General features: G+C 64.0%; 18 protein-coding genes. 8 read left to right on the top strand and 10 right to left on the bottom strand.

The genetic code is table 11. The annotated features are described in order from the left end of the window. Positions 1–18: 18 nt before the first annotated feature. The 9 genes from MSIL_RS13445 to MSIL_RS13405 form a co-directional block, all read right to left on the bottom strand. On the bottom strand, positions 19–414 hold the full coding sequence (locus MSIL_RS13445) for a dihydrofolate reductase (protein ID WP_012591632.1): 396 nt from the start codon (positions 412–414) through the stop codon (positions 19–21). Positions 415–514: 100 nt separating this feature from the next. Then, on the bottom strand, positions 515–1,144 hold the full coding sequence (locus tag MSIL_RS20245) for a sarcosine oxidase subunit gamma (protein WP_012591631.1): 630 nt from the start codon (positions 1,142–1,144) through the stop codon (positions 515–517). Then, positions 1,137–4,091 (bottom strand): sarcosine oxidase subunit alpha family protein, encoded by a 2,955-nt coding sequence (locus tag MSIL_RS13435; RefSeq protein WP_012591630.1) that lies wholly within the window; start codon positions 4,089–4,091, stop codon positions 1,137–1,139. Before MSIL_RS13435 ends, MSIL_RS20245 begins: the two co-directional genes overlap by 8 nt. Next, positions 4,088–4,378 carry a sarcosine oxidase subunit delta gene (locus tag MSIL_RS13430; protein ID WP_425277102.1) on the bottom strand — a complete coding sequence of 97 codons (291 nt, stop codon included), beginning with the start codon at positions 4,376–4,378 and terminating at the stop codon, positions 4,088–4,090. The genes MSIL_RS13435 and MSIL_RS13430 overlap by 4 nt, the downstream gene beginning before the upstream one ends. 32 nt (positions 4,379–4,410) lie before the next feature. Beyond that, entirely contained in the window at positions 4,411–5,661 is a 1,251-nt protein-coding gene (locus MSIL_RS13425; RefSeq protein WP_012591628.1) for a sarcosine oxidase subunit beta family protein, read from the bottom strand. A gap of 95 nt (positions 5,662–5,756) precedes the next feature. Beyond that, the gene (glnT, locus tag MSIL_RS13420; RefSeq protein WP_041369164.1) at positions 5,757–7,058 is read right to left on the bottom strand and encodes a type III glutamate--ammonia ligase; all 1,302 of its coding nucleotides are present in this window, start codon (positions 7,056–7,058) and stop codon (positions 5,757–5,759) included. 59 nt (positions 7,059–7,117) lie between these two features. After that, entirely contained in the window at positions 7,118–8,452 is a 1,335-nt protein-coding gene (locus MSIL_RS13415) for an FMN-binding glutamate synthase family protein (protein WP_012591626.1), read from the bottom strand. Continuing rightward, positions 8,452–9,159, bottom strand: coding sequence for a protein glxC (locus MSIL_RS13410; RefSeq protein ID WP_012591625.1), 708 nt, complete (start codon positions 9,157–9,159; stop codon positions 8,452–8,454). The genes MSIL_RS13415 and MSIL_RS13410 overlap by 1 nt, the downstream gene beginning before the upstream one ends. Next, on the bottom strand, positions 9,156–10,055 hold the full coding sequence (locus MSIL_RS13405) for a class II glutamine amidotransferase (RefSeq protein ID WP_012591624.1): 900 nt from the start codon (positions 10,053–10,055) through the stop codon (positions 9,156–9,158). Before MSIL_RS13405 ends, MSIL_RS13410 begins: the two co-directional genes overlap by 4 nt. Before the next feature lie 349 nt (positions 10,056–10,404). Between MSIL_RS13405 and MSIL_RS13400 the strand changes: the two genes are divergently transcribed. The 6 genes from MSIL_RS13400 to MSIL_RS13380 all read left to right on the top strand — a co-directional run bounded on the left by MSIL_RS13400 (position 10,405) and on the right by MSIL_RS13380 (position 13,774). After that, positions 10,405–10,701 (top strand): hypothetical protein, encoded by a 297-nt coding sequence (locus MSIL_RS13400; RefSeq protein ID WP_012591623.1) that lies wholly within the window; start codon positions 10,405–10,407, stop codon positions 10,699–10,701. Then, on the top strand, positions 10,701–11,087 hold the full coding sequence (locus MSIL_RS13395) for a hypothetical protein (protein WP_012591622.1): 387 nt from the start codon (positions 10,701–10,703) through the stop codon (positions 11,085–11,087). The genes MSIL_RS13400 and MSIL_RS13395 overlap by 1 nt, the downstream gene beginning before the upstream one ends. A gap of 75 nt (positions 11,088–11,162) precedes the next feature. Further along, positions 11,163–11,336 carry a hypothetical protein gene (locus tag MSIL_RS21710; RefSeq protein ID WP_012591621.1) on the top strand — a complete coding sequence of 58 codons (174 nt, stop codon included), beginning with the start codon at positions 11,163–11,165 and terminating at the stop codon, positions 11,334–11,336. Continuing rightward, the gene (locus tag MSIL_RS13390) at positions 11,333–12,757 is read left to right on the top strand and encodes an APC family permease (protein ID WP_012591620.1); all 1,425 of its coding nucleotides are present in this window, start codon (positions 11,333–11,335) and stop codon (positions 12,755–12,757) included. The genes MSIL_RS21710 and MSIL_RS13390 overlap by 4 nt, the downstream gene beginning before the upstream one ends. A 62-nt stretch (positions 12,758–12,819) precedes the next feature. Further along, entirely contained in the window at positions 12,820–13,515 is a 696-nt protein-coding gene (locus MSIL_RS13385; protein ID WP_012591619.1) for a hypothetical protein, read from the top strand. Continuing rightward, a complete protein-coding gene (locus tag MSIL_RS13380; protein WP_012591618.1) occupies positions 13,505–13,774 on the top strand; it encodes a hypothetical protein in 270 nt (89 codons plus the stop codon). The genes MSIL_RS13385 and MSIL_RS13380 overlap by 11 nt, the downstream gene beginning before the upstream one ends. Before the next feature lie 23 nt (positions 13,775–13,797). On the opposite strand, the gene MSIL_RS13375 is transcribed toward MSIL_RS13380, so the two are convergent. After that, the gene (locus MSIL_RS13375) at positions 13,798–14,451 is read right to left on the bottom strand and encodes a helix-turn-helix domain-containing protein (RefSeq protein ID WP_012591617.1); all 654 of its coding nucleotides are present in this window, start codon (positions 14,449–14,451) and stop codon (positions 13,798–13,800) included. Between the two features lie 465 nt (positions 14,452–14,916). Here MSIL_RS13375 and MSIL_RS13370 point away from each other — a divergent pair, with 465 nt between their 5' ends. Together MSIL_RS13370 and MSIL_RS13365 are read left to right on the top strand one after the other, a co-directional pair. Beyond that, on the top strand, positions 14,917–15,222 hold the full coding sequence (locus MSIL_RS13370) for a DUF485 domain-containing protein (protein ID WP_012591616.1): 306 nt from the start codon (positions 14,917–14,919) through the stop codon (positions 15,220–15,222). Further along, positions 15,222–16,913 carry a cation acetate symporter gene (locus MSIL_RS13365; protein WP_012591615.1) on the top strand — a complete coding sequence of 564 codons (1,692 nt, stop codon included), beginning with the start codon at positions 15,222–15,224 and terminating at the stop codon, positions 16,911–16,913. The genes MSIL_RS13370 and MSIL_RS13365 overlap by 1 nt, the downstream gene beginning before the upstream one ends. Positions 16,914–16,944: the final 31 nt, after the last annotated feature.

The raw sequence follows: 16,944 nt of genomic DNA, 5'->3' as shown, positions 1-16,944 counted from the left end.
TGTCTTTCCTGCGTTCGATCACCCGGCGGTGAGCCAGGCCGGATCGAGATAGCGGTCGGCTTCGCCGTCATAGGGGAGCTTCGTCACGTCCCAATGCATGACGAAGCGGGCATAGGCGCTCCACACCGGAGGTCCGCCGCCGATGAATATGACGCGGCCCGGAAAACGGCCAATCACCTCTTCGGGTTCGTCACTTGAACGCACGGCCACGAGCGTCCGCTCCGGCCGCGCCCAGTCGGGAAAAGAGGCGATGGTGCGGGGTCCCGCGATCAGCACATGGCCGCGCGTCAGATCGAAGAAGCGCGCGACGTCGGCCTTATATTCGCGGCCGGGATTGCCCTCCCAAGGCAGGCGCCCGTCGAGCCCAAGCTGTCCCCGCCGTCCGATCGCGCAAATCACGCGGACATCGGCCATTGATGCGTCTCCCTCGCCAAAACATTCGCGAGGCGGTTTAGCCTGCTTTCCGGCCGGATGAAAACCCGGCCGCAGGAGGCCTGTCGGCTTTCGCGAAGGATCAGATCGCGGCTTGCGGGGGCGCGACCGTCAATCCGAAGCGAAGCGCGGCGTCCGTCAACGCATGATAGAGGCTGCCGGCAAAGCTGCGCGGAACAGCGCATTCGTAAAATCCGCCATCGAGCGTGCGCCGAAGCTGCACGCTCATGCCGTGGATTTGCGTCATGGCGCAGGCGCCGGGCGCGAAGCCTTGTTCGCCAAGATCAATCGGCGCGAGCTTCGCCAACGTCTCGACGACGCTTCGCCCGGAAAGCTGGAACGTGACGAAGCCATGCGAGACGTCAAACACGGTCGCGCTCTCAAGCGCCGCCGCGGCCAGCGCAGCCCGCCGCTGCGCCCGCCCGTCGCCGCGCGAAATGGCGTGCCAGCGCGAAGGCCCGACCCCGACGAAATCGAAGCCGCCGGCCGCAATCGTTCTCGGCGCGTCGACGGGGGCCGCGCCAAAACTCTTCGCGAGCGACGCCAACAGCTCCGCCACACGGCCGCGGCGCGCCTCGATAATGAAGCGGTCTTCCTCGCCAATCAGTTCGAGGATGACGCCCGGATCGCCCGGCGGCCCGCTGCGGCCGGGATGAAGATAATGGGGGGCGAGATCCAGCGCGAGGCCGGGGAGGGTCAATGAATCAGACACGCGGGCGCTCGCCATTTGGATCGTAGAAACAGGGCGCGACGATCCGCGCCGGACAATCGCCGCCACGGACGGGGTCAAAAATGCGGACCTCCTCGCCGAGCCGGTCGGGACCGCCGGAGACGAAGCCGAGCGCGATGAAGGAGCGCAGCGTCGGCGACCAGGCGGCCGAGCTCAGCCAGCCGAGATCGCTTTCGGCCGAAGGCGCGACGCCCTTTTCAATCACATGCGCCCCCGCCCGCAGGCGATCGTTCGGGTCGAGCGGCGTCAGGCCGACGAGACGCGCGCGTTTGCGATCGTTCAGCGCCGGACGCGCCGAGAGCACGCGGCCGATATGATCCTTGTCCCTTGAAAGCGCGCGGGCGAGTCCGAGATCATAGGCGGTCGTCTGGCCATTGATTTCGGCGCCAGCCGGATGGCCCTTCTCGATGCGCATCACGCCCATCGCCTCGCTGCCATAGGGCGCAATGCCGTAAGCCGCGCCAACCTCCAGAATGCGCCGGAACAACGCGGCGCCGTAGCCGGCCGGGACAGCGACCTCGAAGGCGCGCTCGCCGGAAAAAGAGAGCGCGCACAGCCGCGCCGGAACGCCGTCGCAGATTGTGATCTCAGCCGCCGACATCGGCGGAAAAGTCGTCCGCGTGATCGCGCGCGGCGCATCGACCAGCGCCTGCACGACGGCAGGGGAGCTCGGGCCGGCGATCGCGAGCTGCGCCCAACCATCGGTGACCGCCGCGAGGTTGACGTCAAGCTCCGGCCATAGCGCCTGACGGCAATACAACATGTGGCGGTAGACGGAGGCGGCGTGCGCCGTCGAGGCATAGACGAGGAAATGGTCCGGCGCGAAGCGCGCGATCATCCCGTCGTCCATCATGAAGCCGTCTTCGCGCAGCATGACGAAATAGCCGCAACGTCCTGGCCGGATCGAACTCGCGCGCGTCGCGCAGACCCGGTCAAGAAAGGCGCCCGCGTCCGCGCCCAAGACCTCGATCTTGCCGAGCGTCGAGACATCCGTGACGCCGACGCGGGTGCGCACCGTTTCGACCTCGCGGGCGGCGGTCGCGGCGAGGTCCGCGTCTTCGGGAATAGGGAAATATTGCGGCCGCTTCCACTGGCCGACGTCGACGAAGGGCGCGCCGGCCTCGCTGGAAAGGGCGTGGATCGCCGTTTCCCGCACGGGCCGAAAGGCGCCGCGCCGATGATCGCCGGCGACCGCGCCAAGCGCGATCGGAACCACCGGCGGCCGCGCCAGCGTCACGCCCGTCTCGGGGATGGTGCGCCCGGTCAGTTCGGCCATCATCGCCAGCGCGTCGATATTGGCGGTGCGGCCCTGGTCGGTCGCCATGCCGAGCGTTGTATAGCGCTTCAGATGTTCGACTGAGCGATAGCCTTCGCGATGGGCGAGCACGACGTCGGAGGCCGTGACGTCATGCTGGAGATCGACGAAGATCTTGCCGTCCTTGGCCGGATCTGGCCGCCATGTCGCGAGCGCGCCGGCTGTCGCGGTTTGCGCGACGGTCGGCAGCTTTGGGGCTGGCGCGGCTAAGCCGGCCGCGCCGGCCGCCGCCGCCTGGGCGAAGGTTTCCGCGAGCCCGAATACGCCGGCCGCCGCGCCGACCGGCTCGACGCCTTGAGCCGTGGCGCCCGCGAGGAAGGCGGAAATATCTTCCGACCAGACCGGCTTGCCGCCGAAATGGCTGGCAAGCTGGATCGCGGGATTGAAGCCGCCCGACACCGCCAGCGCGTCGACCTCAAATCGCTTCTGCGCCCCGCCCGCCTCGACGGTGATCGCGCTGAGGCCTTTGGCGCTCTCGGTCCCGACGATCGAGCCCGCAAGCATGACCGGAACCGCCTTCGCCACATCGGCAAAGGCGGCGGGGGCGCTCGCTCGCGTATCGACCAACACAACAGGCGTGAGCCCGGCGCGCAGAAAATCGCGCGCGGTCAGCCAGCCGTCGTCGGTTGACGTGTAGATCGCCATCGCGCGGCCGGCGGCGGCGCCGAAGCGGTTGAGATAGGTCCGCACCGCGGACGACAACATGATCCCCGGCCGGTCATTGTCCGGGAAGGGAAGCGGCCGCTCGGTCGATCCCGCGGCGAGGATCGTGCGCTTTGCGACGATGCGCCAGAAACGCTGCCGCGGCTGGAACGCCGGCGGCTCCGGATAATGATCCGAAACGCGCTCCAGCGCCGCGAAGCAGCCGTCGAAGGCGGCGGCGACAGTGGTGCGAAGCATGATCCGCACGTTCGGCAGCGCGGCCAGTTCGGCCGCGGCGGAGACGGCCCATTCGGGCGCAGGCTTGCCGTCGATGAGCTCTCGATCGGACAAAAGCTGGCCGCCGACGCGGGGCTGGTCTTCACAAAGGATAACGCTCGCGCCCGCCCGCGCGGCGGTCAGCGCCGCCATCAACCCGGCAGGTCCGGCGCCCGCGACCAAGACATCGCAATGGGCGTTCGAGCGTTCATATGTGTCCGGGTCTTCGATCCCGCTGGCGCGGCCAAGGCCCGCCGCTCTCCGGATCACCGGCTCATAAAGCTTCTCCCAGAAGGAGGCTGGCCACATGAATGTCTTGTAGTAAAAGCCGGCCGAAAAGATTGGCTTCAGAAGGCCATTCACCGCCATGGCGTCGAAGGCGAGCGAAGGCCAGCGGTTCTGGCTGCGCGCGACAAGACCGTCATATAATTCGATCGTCGTCGCCTTGACATTCGGCTCGCGCCGCGCGCCCTGGCGCAATTCGACGAGCGCGTTCGGCTCCTCATGGCCGGCCGACAGCACGCCGCGCGGACGATGATATTTGAACGAACGGCCGACGAGACGAACGCCATTGGCGATCAACGCCGAGGCGAGCGTGTCGCCGAAATATCCGCTATAGGCCTTGCCGTCGAAGGTGAATTTCAGCGGACGCGAGCGGTCGATCAGGCCGCCGTCCTTCAACCGGAAGCCGCTCATGATTTTGAGCCTTCCCCGTCGCTTGCGACGAAGGACGCGCTCAAAATCTCATGCGTGCGCGTGTCGCGCTCAACCAGGAGCCAGTTCTGGCAGCCGGAGGCGTGCAGCCAGTGCTCCTTGTGGCGCCCGGCCGGATTGTCGCGGAGGTAGACGGCGTCGACGAAGCCCGCGCGTGATGCGGCGCCGTCGAGATCGCCGGAGGCGTCCGGCCGCGCGCGCGCTTCTCCCTTGACCGCGAACTCGAGAAGATCGCGGGGTCCGCAATAGGGACAGTTGATCAGCATCATCCAGCCTTGTTGATATGCGGCGCAGGCCGCGCTCAATGCAGATTGGGCGTTGCGCCAACGCCCTTTTCGTCAATTATGCGTCCGGTTGCGAAGCGATCGAGCCGGTAGGCGGCCGCGGCGTGATGCGGCTCGCCCTTGGCGATCAGATGCGCGAAACAGAAGCCCGCCGCCGGCGTCGCCTTGAAGCCGCCGTAGCACCAGCCGCCGTTGAAGAACAGCCCTTCGATTGGCGTCGCATCAATGATCGGCGAGCCGTCCATGCTCATATCCATGACGCCGCCCCAGCTGCGCAGAATGCGCAGGCGCCCGAGCATCGGCATCACCGCCATGGCGTTTTCGGCGACGTCGGAAAAGACATGCAGGCTGCCGCGCTGGGCATAGGACGGAAAGGGATCGAGGTCGCCGCCAAAAACCAGACTGCCCTTGTCTGACTGCGAAATGTAGAAATGTCCGGCGCCGAAGGTGACGACGCAATCGATCAGCGGCTTGATGCTTTCCGTGACGAACGCCTGGAGCGCATAGCTTTCGATCGGCAGCCGCATCTCGGCCAGCGCTGCGACTCGCGAGGAATTGCCGGCGACCGACAGGCCGACGCGATTTGCGCCGATGAATCCCTTGGTGGTTTCAACGCCGACGATCTTGCCGCCCTCGCGCCGCAGCCCCGTCGCTTCGCAATTCTCGATGATGTCGACGCCGCGCCGGTCGGCCGCGCGCGCATAGCCCCACACCACGGCGTCATGACGCGCCGTGCCGCCGCGACGCTGCACCAGACCGCCAATAATCGGAAAGCGCGCATTGTCGAAATCCAGATAGGGAGCCATGCCCCTCACCGCTTCGCGGTCGATCAGTTCGGCGTCGACGCCGTGCAGGCGCATGGCGTTGCCGCGGCGGGCGAAGGCGTCGCGCTGCGCATCGCTATGGCAGAGATTGAGCACGCCGCGCTGCGAGACCATCGCATTGTAGTTGAGATCCTGCTCCAGCCCTTCCCAAAGCTTCATGCCAAGCTCGTAGAAGGGGATGTTGCCGGGCAGCAGATAATTCGACCGGATAATGGTCGTGTTGCGCCCGGCGTTGCCGGAGCCGATCCAGCCTTTCTCGATCACCGCGACATTATTTATGCCGAATTCCTTGGCGAGATAATGCGCCGTCGCAAGGCCGTGGCCGCCGCCGCCGACGATCACAACATCATAGGCGGCCTTCGGTTCGGCCTTGCGCCAATGCGGCGTCCAGCCGGTCCCGCCGTTCAGCGCGTTCTTGAGTAGCTGAAAGCCGGAGAATGTCATGCGTCATATCCTGTGCGCGCCTTGCCGGCAGGCGCCGTGGTCCGCGAAAAGCGGACCTGAAGAAGATCATACGCGGCGATCGCCGCCGCGTCCGGTCAGCAGTCGAGCGTCTGCTCGCGCTCCCAATCCGTCAGGTGACGCGTGAAATCCTGCCATTCCTGATGCTTCATCTTGGCGTAGGACGTGACAAACGCTTCGCCAAGGCCCTCCTTGACCACGGGCGAGGATTCAAACAGGCGGAGCGCATCGAGCAGATTCTGCGGCAGCCGTTTCGCGCCGTTGCATTTATGCGGCTCCGCGTACATATCGAAATCGGACCGCTCGCCGGGATGCCGGTTGGTCTTCAGCCCGTCGAGGCCCGCGACCAGGATCGCCGCCTGCAGCAAATAGGGATTGGCCGATCCGTCGGCGAGGCGGAACTCGAAGCGCCCGCCTTCCGGAATGCGGATCATATGCGTGCGATTGTTGCCGGTGTAGGTGACCGAGGCCGGCGCCCAGGTCGCCCCTGACACGGTGCGCGGAGCGCTGAGCCGCTTGTAGGAATTGATGGTCGGATTGGTGAGCGCGCAGAGCGCGTCGGCGTGGGCCATGAGGCCGCCAAGGAAACGATAGCCAAGCTCGGAGACGCCGAGCTCGCCTTTTTCGTCCTCGAAGGCGTTGTCCTCGCCGCGCCAGAGCGAGACATGGGAGTGGCAGCCCGATCCCGTCAGGGCGGCGAAGGGCTTCGGCATGAAGGTGGCGCGCATGCCGTGCTTTTCGGCCAGCGACTTCACCATATATTTGAAAAAGGCGTGGCGGTCGGCGGTCTTCAGCGCCTCGTCATATTCCCAGTTCATTTCGAACTGGCCGTTGGCGTCTTCATGGTCGCTCTGGTAGGGATTCCAGCCGAGCTCCTCCATGGCTTCGGAGATCTCGGTGATGACGTCGTAGCGGCGCATCAGCGCGAGTTGGTCGTAGCAGGATTTCGTCTGATTGTCGGCGCCGTCGGCGATGCGCGTGCCATCCGGCGCGAGCAGGAAAAACTCGCATTCGACGCCGGCGCGCATCTCATAGCCAAGTTCGCCGAGCTTGCCGGTCAGGCTCTTTAAAACCCCGCGCGGCGCCTGCTCGACCGGCTTGCCGTCCATATAGAGATCGGCGGCGAGCCAGGCGACGTCGCGCTTCCACGGCAGCTGAATCAAGCTCGCGGGATCGGGCACGGCAAACAAATCGGGCATGGCGGGCGTCATATCAAGCCATGTCGCAAAGCCCGCAAAGCCCGCGCCGTCGCGGGCCATTTTGTCGATCGCCCGGGCCGGCACCAGCTTGGCGCGCATCGTGCCGAACAGATCGGTGTAGGAAACGAGAAAATTCTTGACGCCACACTCTTTGGCGATTTCGGATAAGGATGCCGACATGATCATTCCGCCCTATTGACGCGCGCTTTGTTGCCGCAGATGGCCGCTGTTTGAAAGACTCAACCCACGGGGCTTCCCGGAATCCATGACGTTCCGGCCAGCGGAACGCCGGCCATCGCCGCCGCCTCCACCGTCAGCGCGACGAGATCTTCGGGTTCGAGATTATGCACATGGCTCTTGCCGCACGCGCGGGCGATGGTCTGAGCCTCGAGCGTCAACACCGAAAGGTAGTTTGCAAGGCGCCGCCCCGCCGCGACGGGGTCTAGCCGCTTCGCGAGCTCGGGATCCTGCGTCGTGATGCCGGCGGGATCGCGGCCTTCATGCCAATCATCATAGGCTCCGGCCGTCGTGCCGAGCGCCTGATATTCGGCTTCAAACCGTGGGTCGTTGTCGCCGAGCGCGATCAGCGCCGCAGTGCCGATCGAGGCGACGTCGGCGCCGAGGGCCAAGGCCTTGGCGACGTCTGCGCCGTTGCGGATGCCGCCCGAGACGATGAGCTGCACCTTGCGATGCATGCCAAGGTCCTGCAACGCCTGCACGGCGGGCCGGATCGCCGCGAGAATCGGAATGCCGACATGCTCGATGAAGACTTCCTGCGTCGCCGCCGTGCCGCCCTGCATGCCGTCGAGCACGATGACGTCGGCGCCCGCCTTCACCGCCAGCGCGGTGTCATAATAGGGCCGCGAAGCGCCGACCTTGACATAGATCGGCTTCTCCCAATCGGTGATTTCGCGCAGCTCCTCGATCTTGATTTCGAGATCGTCCGGGCCGGTCCAGTCGGGATGGCGGCAGGAGGAGCGCTGGTCGATGCCTTCCGGCAGCGTGCGCATCGCGGCGACGCGCTTGGAGATTTTCTGACCGAGCAGCATGCCGCCGCCGCCGGGCTTGGCGCCCTGGCCGACCACGACCTCGATGGCGTCAGCGCGACGGAGATCGTCAGGGTTCATGCCATAGCGCGAGGGCAGATATTGATAGACGAGGATCGACGAATGGCCGCGCTCTTCCTGCGTCATGCCGCCGTCGCCCGTTGTCGTCGAGGTGCCGACCGCGGACGCGCCGCGTCCGAGCGCTTCCTTGGCCTGCGCCGACAGCGAACCAAAGCTCATGCCCGCGATGGTGACGGGAATTTTCAGCTCGATCGGCTTCTTGGCGAAACGCGCGCCGAGCACGACCGACGTGCCGCATTTTTCCCGATATCCTTCCAGCGGATAGCGCGAGATCGAGGCGCCGAGAAAAAGCAGATCGTCGAAATGCGGGACCTTGCGCTTGGCGCCGCCGCCGCGAACATCATAGATGCCGGTCGCCGCCGCGCGGCGGATTTCGGACGCCGTCTGCGGATCGAATGTCGCCGAAAAACGCGGCAGGGTCGGGGGGACGCGAATCTGGTCGTTCATCAATAGGCCCCCGCATTGTCGACGTGGAAATGATACAAGGCGCGCGCCGAGCCGTAACGCCTGAAGTCGCTGATATCGACCTCGCCCGCGGCGCCCGCGCGCTTCAGTCTTTCGTAAAGCTCCGCGCGATGGACATCCTCCATCGGCTTTTCGATGCAGTCGGCGCCAAGGCTCTGGACCGAGCCGCGAACATAGAGTTTCGCCTCATAGATCGAGTCGCCAAGCGCCTCGCCGGCGTCGCCGAAGACCGTGAGCGTTCCGGCCTGCGCCATGAAGGCGGACATCGGACCGATCGAGCCTTTGACGAGAATATCGACGCCCTTCATCGAAATGCCGCAGCGCCCGGAGGCGTTGCCCTCGATCACGATGGCGCCGCCATGCGCGGTCGCCCCGGCGGCCTGGCTGACGTCGCCTTTCACATAGATGAGGCCCGACATCATATTCTCGCCCAGGCCAAGGCCGGCGTTGCCGTTGACGATGACGGTCGCCTGCTTGTTCATGCCAGCGCAATAATAGCCCACGTCGCCGTCGATCTCTATGGTCACATCGGCGTCGACGCCCGCCGCGATGGCGTGAACGCCGCGCGGATTGAGGACGCGCCAGCGCGGCAGATTGCCCCCCTCCCTGACCCTGTGCAGGAGCTGGTTGAGTTCACGCACGGAGCTCGAGGCGAGGTCGAAGATTTTCGCAGGAGCTTCCGTGGTCATGCTGCGCGATCCCAGAAATAGACAGTGGCGGGGTTGGGCTCGAAAATTCGGGCGCGCTCGATCCCGGGCAAAGCGCTGAGCGCGCGATATTCAGTGCCGAAGGCGACATATTGATCGGTCTCGGCCATGACGGCGTGCTTGCAGCCGATCGGATCGCGCAACACGCCAAAGCCCGTGTCGGTGCCGACGACAAAAGTATAGAAACCGTCGAGCTCCTTGAGCGAGGCTTCGAGCGCTTCGCCAAGGCTGTCGCCCTCGCGGATGCGCCAAGACAGATAGCCGGCGGCGACTTCGCTGTCGTTTTCAGTGGCGAAGGAAACGCCCTCGCGCGAAAGGCGCCGCCGCATCAGATTGTGGTTCGACAGCGAGCCATTGTGCACGAGGCACTGGTCCTTGCCCGTCGAAAAGGGATGCGCGCCGGCTGTGGTCACAGCCGATTCCGTCGCCATCCGCGTATGGCCGACGCCATGGGTGCCGGACATTCCAGCAAGATCGAACCGCCGCGCCACATCGGCGGGAAGGCCGACTTCCTTGTAGAGCTCCATGTGGGCGCCAACCGAGCTCACGGTCAGCTGCGGCGCGAGCGCCTTGATCGCGGCGAGCGTGCGCTGTTCGCCCGAACTCGGAGCGGCGAGCACGAGATGGGTGCCGCGCTGGGTGATTTCGAGGTCAAAATCGAGCGCGGCGCTGAGCTCGGCCGCGAAAAGCGCGACGTCGAAATCGGCGGGGGCGCGGAGAGTGATCTTGGTCACGTCCGGCGCGCCTTCGCCATAGATCGCAAAGCCCGCGCTATCGGGGCCGCGAGCCGTCATGGTTTCGAGCATGACGGCCAAATGCCTGCCGAGTTCCGGCTCCAGCGCCGGGTCTTTCAGAAACAATCCAACTATGCCGCACATGGCCCGAATGACTCCCCGTCATGTTTCTTATGAAGAAACTAGCGATCCTAGTAGGAAACAGCAAGTGATATTTTGACGGGTTTGAAAAATTATCATCGGGTGGGAGAGGCGGCGCGAATGGGGCTACCCCCAAAGGCTACCCGGAACGAGAAAAAGTCTTTTCCAGATAGAATCGCGCAAATTTTTGCGAAAAAATTCATGGGTCGGCCGCGTTCCGACGAAAACTCAGCAGATTTGCGGGAAAAACATCGCATCGGGTCGATTTTCCGATTTTGCTTGACAACGACCCCAGAGCGCAATCTCTTTCGTAAAAAGAAATAACAATTCTTAAAAAGAACAGGAGAGGAAAATGTCCCATCACGACCCGCGCGTGGACGGAATGTTCAGGCGCGACTCCATCGCGGCGCTCGGCGCGCTCGCTCTCGTCTGGGCGCTTTACGCCTTCATCTATTACACCATGGATGGCGTCTTTGCCGAACTGGGGCTGAACGGGCTGATGAGCATCCTCGCCCTCTGCGTGCTGCTGCTCAATTTCGTCGCCGTCATCGCCATGATCCGGCACTACAGCGAAGACAGGACCGCGATCTATAGCCGCGACCTCTATTATCTCGACCTTCTGCGCTCGAACCGCGCTGGAGGCCGCTGATGGCTTACGAACCCCCCAAACAATCCACCGCCGGGCAGATCTTTGACGCTCTGCTGATGATGGCCCTCGTCATTGTGACGCTCTATCTGCCGTTGCTTCTCGGGCTCGCCGGCGGCGGCACGACGACGATAGCCGTCAATCCGGAAAGCTGGACGACGCTCGGACAGAACGCCGTGATGGCGGGACAATGGGAGAAGCTCGGCTTCACGCCCGCCACGGCGGCGCCGATCATCGGCGCGCGCTTCGACTATGTCGTCAACTGGAGCACGCTGGCCCTCTCCTTCGCGGTCGTAATCGCCTATTTCGTCGTTCTCATCAAAATTTCCGAGCGCCAGTACAGGGACGTCATCGCTGAACGCTTTGGCGAGCGACGGGTCCGTGACTAAAGCGCGCCGCCCGGAGAGGCCTTCGGAAAAATCCCCACGACAACCACGCTCAAAGAAAAAAATCGGGAGGACCGCATGATCGCGCTGTTCAATATCGCGGCCTGGGGCTTGTCCGGGCTGCTCACGGCCTGGATGCTCTTTGACCTCATACGCGTCAACAAGCGTTACGAGGAAGATTATCTTTTGTCGTCGCAGGAAGGCGAAATCGTCGACACCCTGGTCGCTGAGCAGGCGGAGGGACTTCTATGAATCGTCCCGAGATCTCCGCCGCGAAGGCCGCGACGGCCTTCGCTCCGCCAGCCGGCGCAAAGGTCGCGCTGTCGCGCGTGCTCGGCCCCGGCCATGTCTGGGCGCTTGGCGTCGGCATCGTCCTCGTTGGCGAATTCATGGGTTGGAATTTTGCCGTCGGGAAGGGCGGCGCCGTAGCCGCCCTCACCGCCTGCTGGCTCGCCGGAATCCTCTACACCTGCGTCGCCATGATCGATTCGGAGATCACCTCGACGGTCGCCGCCGCCGGCGGCCAATATGCGCAGGCAAAGCACATTATCGGGCCATTGATGGCCTTCAACGTCGGCCTCTACCTCGTCATGGCCTATACGATGCTGGAGGTGTCGAACGCCATCGTCGCGGGCGATTTGTTGCAGTCCTTCGCGACCGACCTCGGCGTCGCCGGCGCCGTCGATAAACAGGCGGTCATTGTTCTGACCATCGTCATTCTGGCCTGGTTCAACTATCGCGGCGTGCTGGCGACGCTGACTTTGAACCTCATCATCACCGCCGCCGCATTCGTCTCGATCGTGGCGCTCTTCTTTTATATCAGGCCGTGGTCGGGCGAGCAGACCGAGCGCTTGCACGCTCTGCTGACGGGCTTGCCCTATGGTTCGCTCGGCATTCTCGCCGCGCTGCATTTCGGTCTGTGGTTCTATCTCGGCATCGAGGGGACGACTCAGGCCGCCGAAGAAGTGCGCTCTCCCGCGCGCTCGCTGCCGCTCGGCACGCTCACCGGCATGATGACGCTTCTGATCGCCGCGACGATGACCTGGTATATCGGCGCGGGGTTGATGCCCTGGGAATATCTCGGCCAGTCGATCACGCCGCTTTATGACGCGGCGAAATTGACCGGCAACAGCTATCTGGAGATCTTCCTGTTCTTCGGCACGCTGTTCGCAACCTTCGCGTCAGCAAACGGCTGCATCAACGACGCCTCGCGCGCCTGGTTCGCGATGGGCCGCGACCGCTACATGCCGATCTGGTTCGGCGCGGTGCATCCGAAATATCGCACGCCCTACCGCTCGATCGTGTTCTTCGTGCCGATCGCCATTCTGTTCGCCGTCTCGACGCCGCTCGACCAGACGATCACTTTCTCGATCCTGTCCGGCCTGCTCGGCTATACGCTGATGGCGATCAGCATCATCCTGTTCCGCCGCAAATGGCCGCTCAAAAGCATCGATCGCGGTTATGTGCATCCGCTGCATCCCTTTCCTTCGCTGCTGTTGATGACGCTGTGCTGCCTTGCCTATTTCGCGGTCTATCTCGGCTACGGCACGCAGCTTCTGGCGATGATGGCCTTCTACATCGTGGCCTCGGCCTGGTTTGTCCTGCATCGCTACAAATATGTGCGGCGCGGCGACCAGTTCACGATGCCCTGGCCGCGCCCGCAGGGCTATTGAGCAAGATGAGTCCGCGCGTTTCGGCGCGCGGGCTTTCCGCAAGAGGCTGGAGCCGCGCACTCATGGAGCATATCTTCGAAACGGGCGGCGAGAACGCGCTTGCGTCTGTCCTCGGCCGGCTCAGGAGGCGATTTGGCGCGGAGGCGGCGCGACGCAAAGCGCTCCTGTTGGATTGCGTCGCGCTTTTCGACGAGGCTGAGATCGGCGTGGGGCCCGACGGATGGGCGGCCCTGCGCGGCGTGGTCGGCGGTCGCGCCATCTCTGTTTCGCTGATGTCCGAGAGCATCGCCTGGCGCCGGCTGCCGCAGCTCTGGCTCACTGTCACCCTTGCGTGCGATCTGCCCGTCGGCGGCGTGCTCGACATCGTGCGCAGATCGGCCAATGTCGAATTTTACTCCCCCGCGGCGGACTTGCCGCTGCGCTTGTCGGTCCCGCCGCAATGGCCGCAGGACACGCTGATCAAAGGACGCGGCGACGGCGCGGCGCAAACGCTGAGCCGTCTCGCCGAGCCGCTGGCAGGGCTTTTGTCCGACCCGCGCGTCAAGGAGATGCTTGTCACGCCAAGAGGCGCGAGGCTTGTCTATCGGCTACGCGAGGGAGCCAGGGGAGCCTATCTTCTCCTGCGCCAGAGCCGCTTCGATCTTGAGCGCCTTGCGCCGGAGGAATTGTCCGCCTTGATCCGGTCGCTCGCGCAAATCGTCGATTGTCTCCTTGTCCTTCCGGCGCCAGAAAGGATCGCTGAAGCTCATGCGCTTTGACCATTTGAACAGCCGCTTGATCCTCGCAGTCGCCATCGTCCTGCCGGGCGTCGGCCATGTGCTCGCGGGGCGTCCGGGACGCGGGCTCGGCTTTGCGTTCTTCACCTTGGTCTTCGCCTGGCTCACCACGAAATTCGCGGCCCCCGACGCCAGCGTCCTCGGGCGCTACGCCGGCGGATTTTTTGTCTGGGCGCTGTCGGTGACGGACGCGTACCGCATCGCGCGGCTCGACGAGGTTCGGGCCATGCTCAAGCCGTAAAATCGGGAAAAGAAGCCCGGCAGCTAATCCAGCGGATAGATGATGATCGAGAGATAGGTCATCGGCAGCTGGGTCAGCTCTTCGGGCCCATGCGGCGCGCCGGCGTCGAAAAACAGCGTGTCGCCCGGCTCCAGCGCATAGCTTCGGTCGGCGTGACGATAGAGCACTTTTCCGGTCAGCATATAGATGAGTTCGATGCCGGCGTGCTGGAACGAGGCGTAGGGCCGCGCCTCCTCGGACAGCGTAATCAGATAGGGCTCGACCATGACGTCCTTGCCGAGCGAATGGCCGAGCAACTGATAATGATGGCCAGCCTTGGTGCCGCGCCGTTCGATGTTGACGCCGCGGCCGGCTTTGACGAAGGAGCAGTCGTGATGCTCCTCAAAGGGCGTGAAGAAGGACGACAGCGGCTGATTGAGCGCGCGCGCCAGCGATTGAAGGGTCGAGAGCGAGGGCGAGATCTGGCCATTTTCGATCTTGGACAGCATGCCGGTCGAAAGCCCCGCCGCCGCCGCGAGTTCGCCGCCGGTGATGTCGAGCCGCTTGCGGTGCATGCGGATCTGCGCCCCGATCGCCTCCTCGAGCGTGCGCTCCGCGACATGTGGCGCGCTCGACCCTGTTTCAAGCGTTTCTTCAGGCCGCGCTTTTCCGGAACTGGTCACGAAAGGCTCCGTCATGGCAAAAACCGCCGCGGGGCGGTTCATCGGGAAAGACAACTTTGTGCATAGCACAACACGACAGGCAAGGAGGCCGATGATTTATCGCTTCGCGCGGACGTTTTAGGCGCGAATTTCGCCGCAAATTGGGGCGACCCGTCGCGCTGCCCCGCTTAAGCCTTAAGTCGTAAAATCCCGCGCCGCTGGCCTGCAGCGGGCCGTCGCCTCGTCTCCGCTGCGACGTCGAGGAGATTCTTCTACCCTCCAAAAGGCGATAATCCATCTATATTTCAATATCTTGCTCAACACTCTGAGCGACATTCAGGCGGCCGTAACCCGCAACCGCAACGCGCTGGCGGCGCGGATCCATCCGCGCTGATTTGGCGCCGCAGAGGATTGCGCAAGAAATGCCGATGGAGCAATGTGTGGCGCCAAGTCGAAACAATAAGGCGCCTCAAACGGCGCCGTAAAAGGGGGCCACGTCTCATGGCTGTGCAGGGATACGAATCCATCCAGCGCAATCCAAAATACATAGAGCTTGTCAAAACCCGGTCTTCATTCGGCTGGACGCTCGCGGCGATCATGCTCGCCATCTATTTCGGATTCATTCTGCTGATCGCCTACGCGCCGAAATTTCTCGGCACGCCGATCGGCACGGGCGTCATGACCATCGGCATTCCGATCGGCCTCGCCGTGATCATCTCCGCATTTGTCCTGGTCGGAATCTATGTGCTGCGCGCAAACGCCACCTATGACGGACTGATCCGCGACATTGTTGAGGAGTCCCGCTGATGATCCGCCTCAACACAATCGTCCCCGCCGCGGCGCTCGCCGTGCTTCCAGCCGCCGCCTTCGCCGCCGGAGATCTCTCGGGCGGAACCCAGCAGGCCACCAATTGGCAAGCCATTTTTATGTTCCTCGCCTTCGTGCTGCTGACGCTCGGCATCACCTATTGGGCGGCCAAGCGGACGAAATCGGCGGCTCAGTTCTATTCGGCCGGCGGCGGCATCACCGGCTTCCAGAACGGCATCGCAATCGCGGGCGACTATATGTCCGCGGCCTCCTTCCTCGGCATCTCCGGCCTCGTCTATCTGTCGGGCTATGACGGCCTGATCTATTCCGTCGGCTTTCTCGTCGGCTGGCCCATCGTCACCTTCCTGATCGCTGAACCGCTGCGCAACCTCGGCAAATACACCTTCGCCGACGTCGCCTCCTTCCGGCTCGGCCAGACGCCGATCCGCATTCTCGCCGCCTGCGGCTCGCTCGTCACCGTCGCCTTCTATCTGATCGCCCAGATGGTTGGAGCCGGCAAGCTGATCCAGATCCTGTTCGGCCTCGACTATTGGATCGCGGTCGTCATCGTCGGCGCCTTGATGATCATCTACGTCACCTTCGGCGGCATGCTGGCGACGACCTGGGTGCAAATCATCAAGGCCGTGCTGCTGCTGTTCGGCGCGACCTTCATGGCGCTGGCGGTGCTCTGGCACTTCGGCTTCAGCCTCGAGGCGATGTTCGCCAAGGCGGTCGAAGTGCATCCGAAGCATCTCGCCATCATGGAGCCCGGAAGCCTCGTCACAAACCCGATCTCGGCGATTTCGCTTGGCGTCGCGCTGATCTTCGGCACCGCCGGCCTGCCGCATATTCTGATGCGCTTCTTCACCGTGTCAGACGCCAAGGCCGCGCGTAAATCGGTGTTCTACGCCACCGGCTTCATCGGTTATTTCTACATCCTGACCTTCATCATTGGCTTTGGCGCCATTACGCTCGTTTCGACCAACCCGATGTTCCTCGATGAGGCGATCGTGGCGGCGAAGGGTCCGATCGCGGCGATCAAGGGCGGCTCGAATATGGCGGCGGTGCATCTCGCCGAAGCCGTTGGCGGCAACCTCTTCCTCGGCTTCATCTCCGCGGTCGCCTTCGCCACCATCCTCGCCGTCGTCTCCGGGCTCGCCCTCGCAGGCGCTTCGGCGATCAGCCACGATCTCTACGCGACCGTGGTCAAGGCCGGCAGGGCCAACGAACAGGACGAAATGCGCGTGTCGAAGATCGCCACGATCTGCCTTGGCCTTCTCGCCATCGTGCTCGGCATCGTGTTTGAGAAACAGAACGTCGCCTTCATGGTCGGCCTCGCTTTCTGCATCGCCGCCTCGTGCAACTTCCCTGTCTTGTTGCTGTCGATGTTCTGGCGCGGCCTCACCACCCGCGGCGCGCTCATCGGCGGTTTCCTGGGGCTGTTCTCGGCGGTGATCATGGTCGTGCTCTCGCCCGCCGTGTGGGAGGTGACGCTCGGCAATCCAAAGGGAACGGCGCCGTTTCCTTATGAAAACCCGGCGCTGTTCTCGATGAGCCTCGCCTTCGTCTCCATCTGGCTGATCTCGCTGCTTGACAATTCAAAGCGGGCGCAGCTCGACCGCGCCGGCTTCGACGCGCAATTCGTCCGCTGCCAGACCGGCATCGGCGCCACCGGCGCCTCGGCGCACTAAATCAAGAGACACCCGGGCGCGGATCACGCCA

The sequence above is a fragment of the Methylocella silvestris BL2 genome, from assembly GCF_000021745.1.
In the GTDB taxonomy this organism is placed as follows: Bacteria; Pseudomonadota; Alphaproteobacteria; order Rhizobiales; family Beijerinckiaceae; genus Methylocapsa; species Methylocapsa silvestris.
Note: the sequence above shows the minus strand (reverse complement) of the source record. Positions and strands in the feature narration are given on the sequence as shown.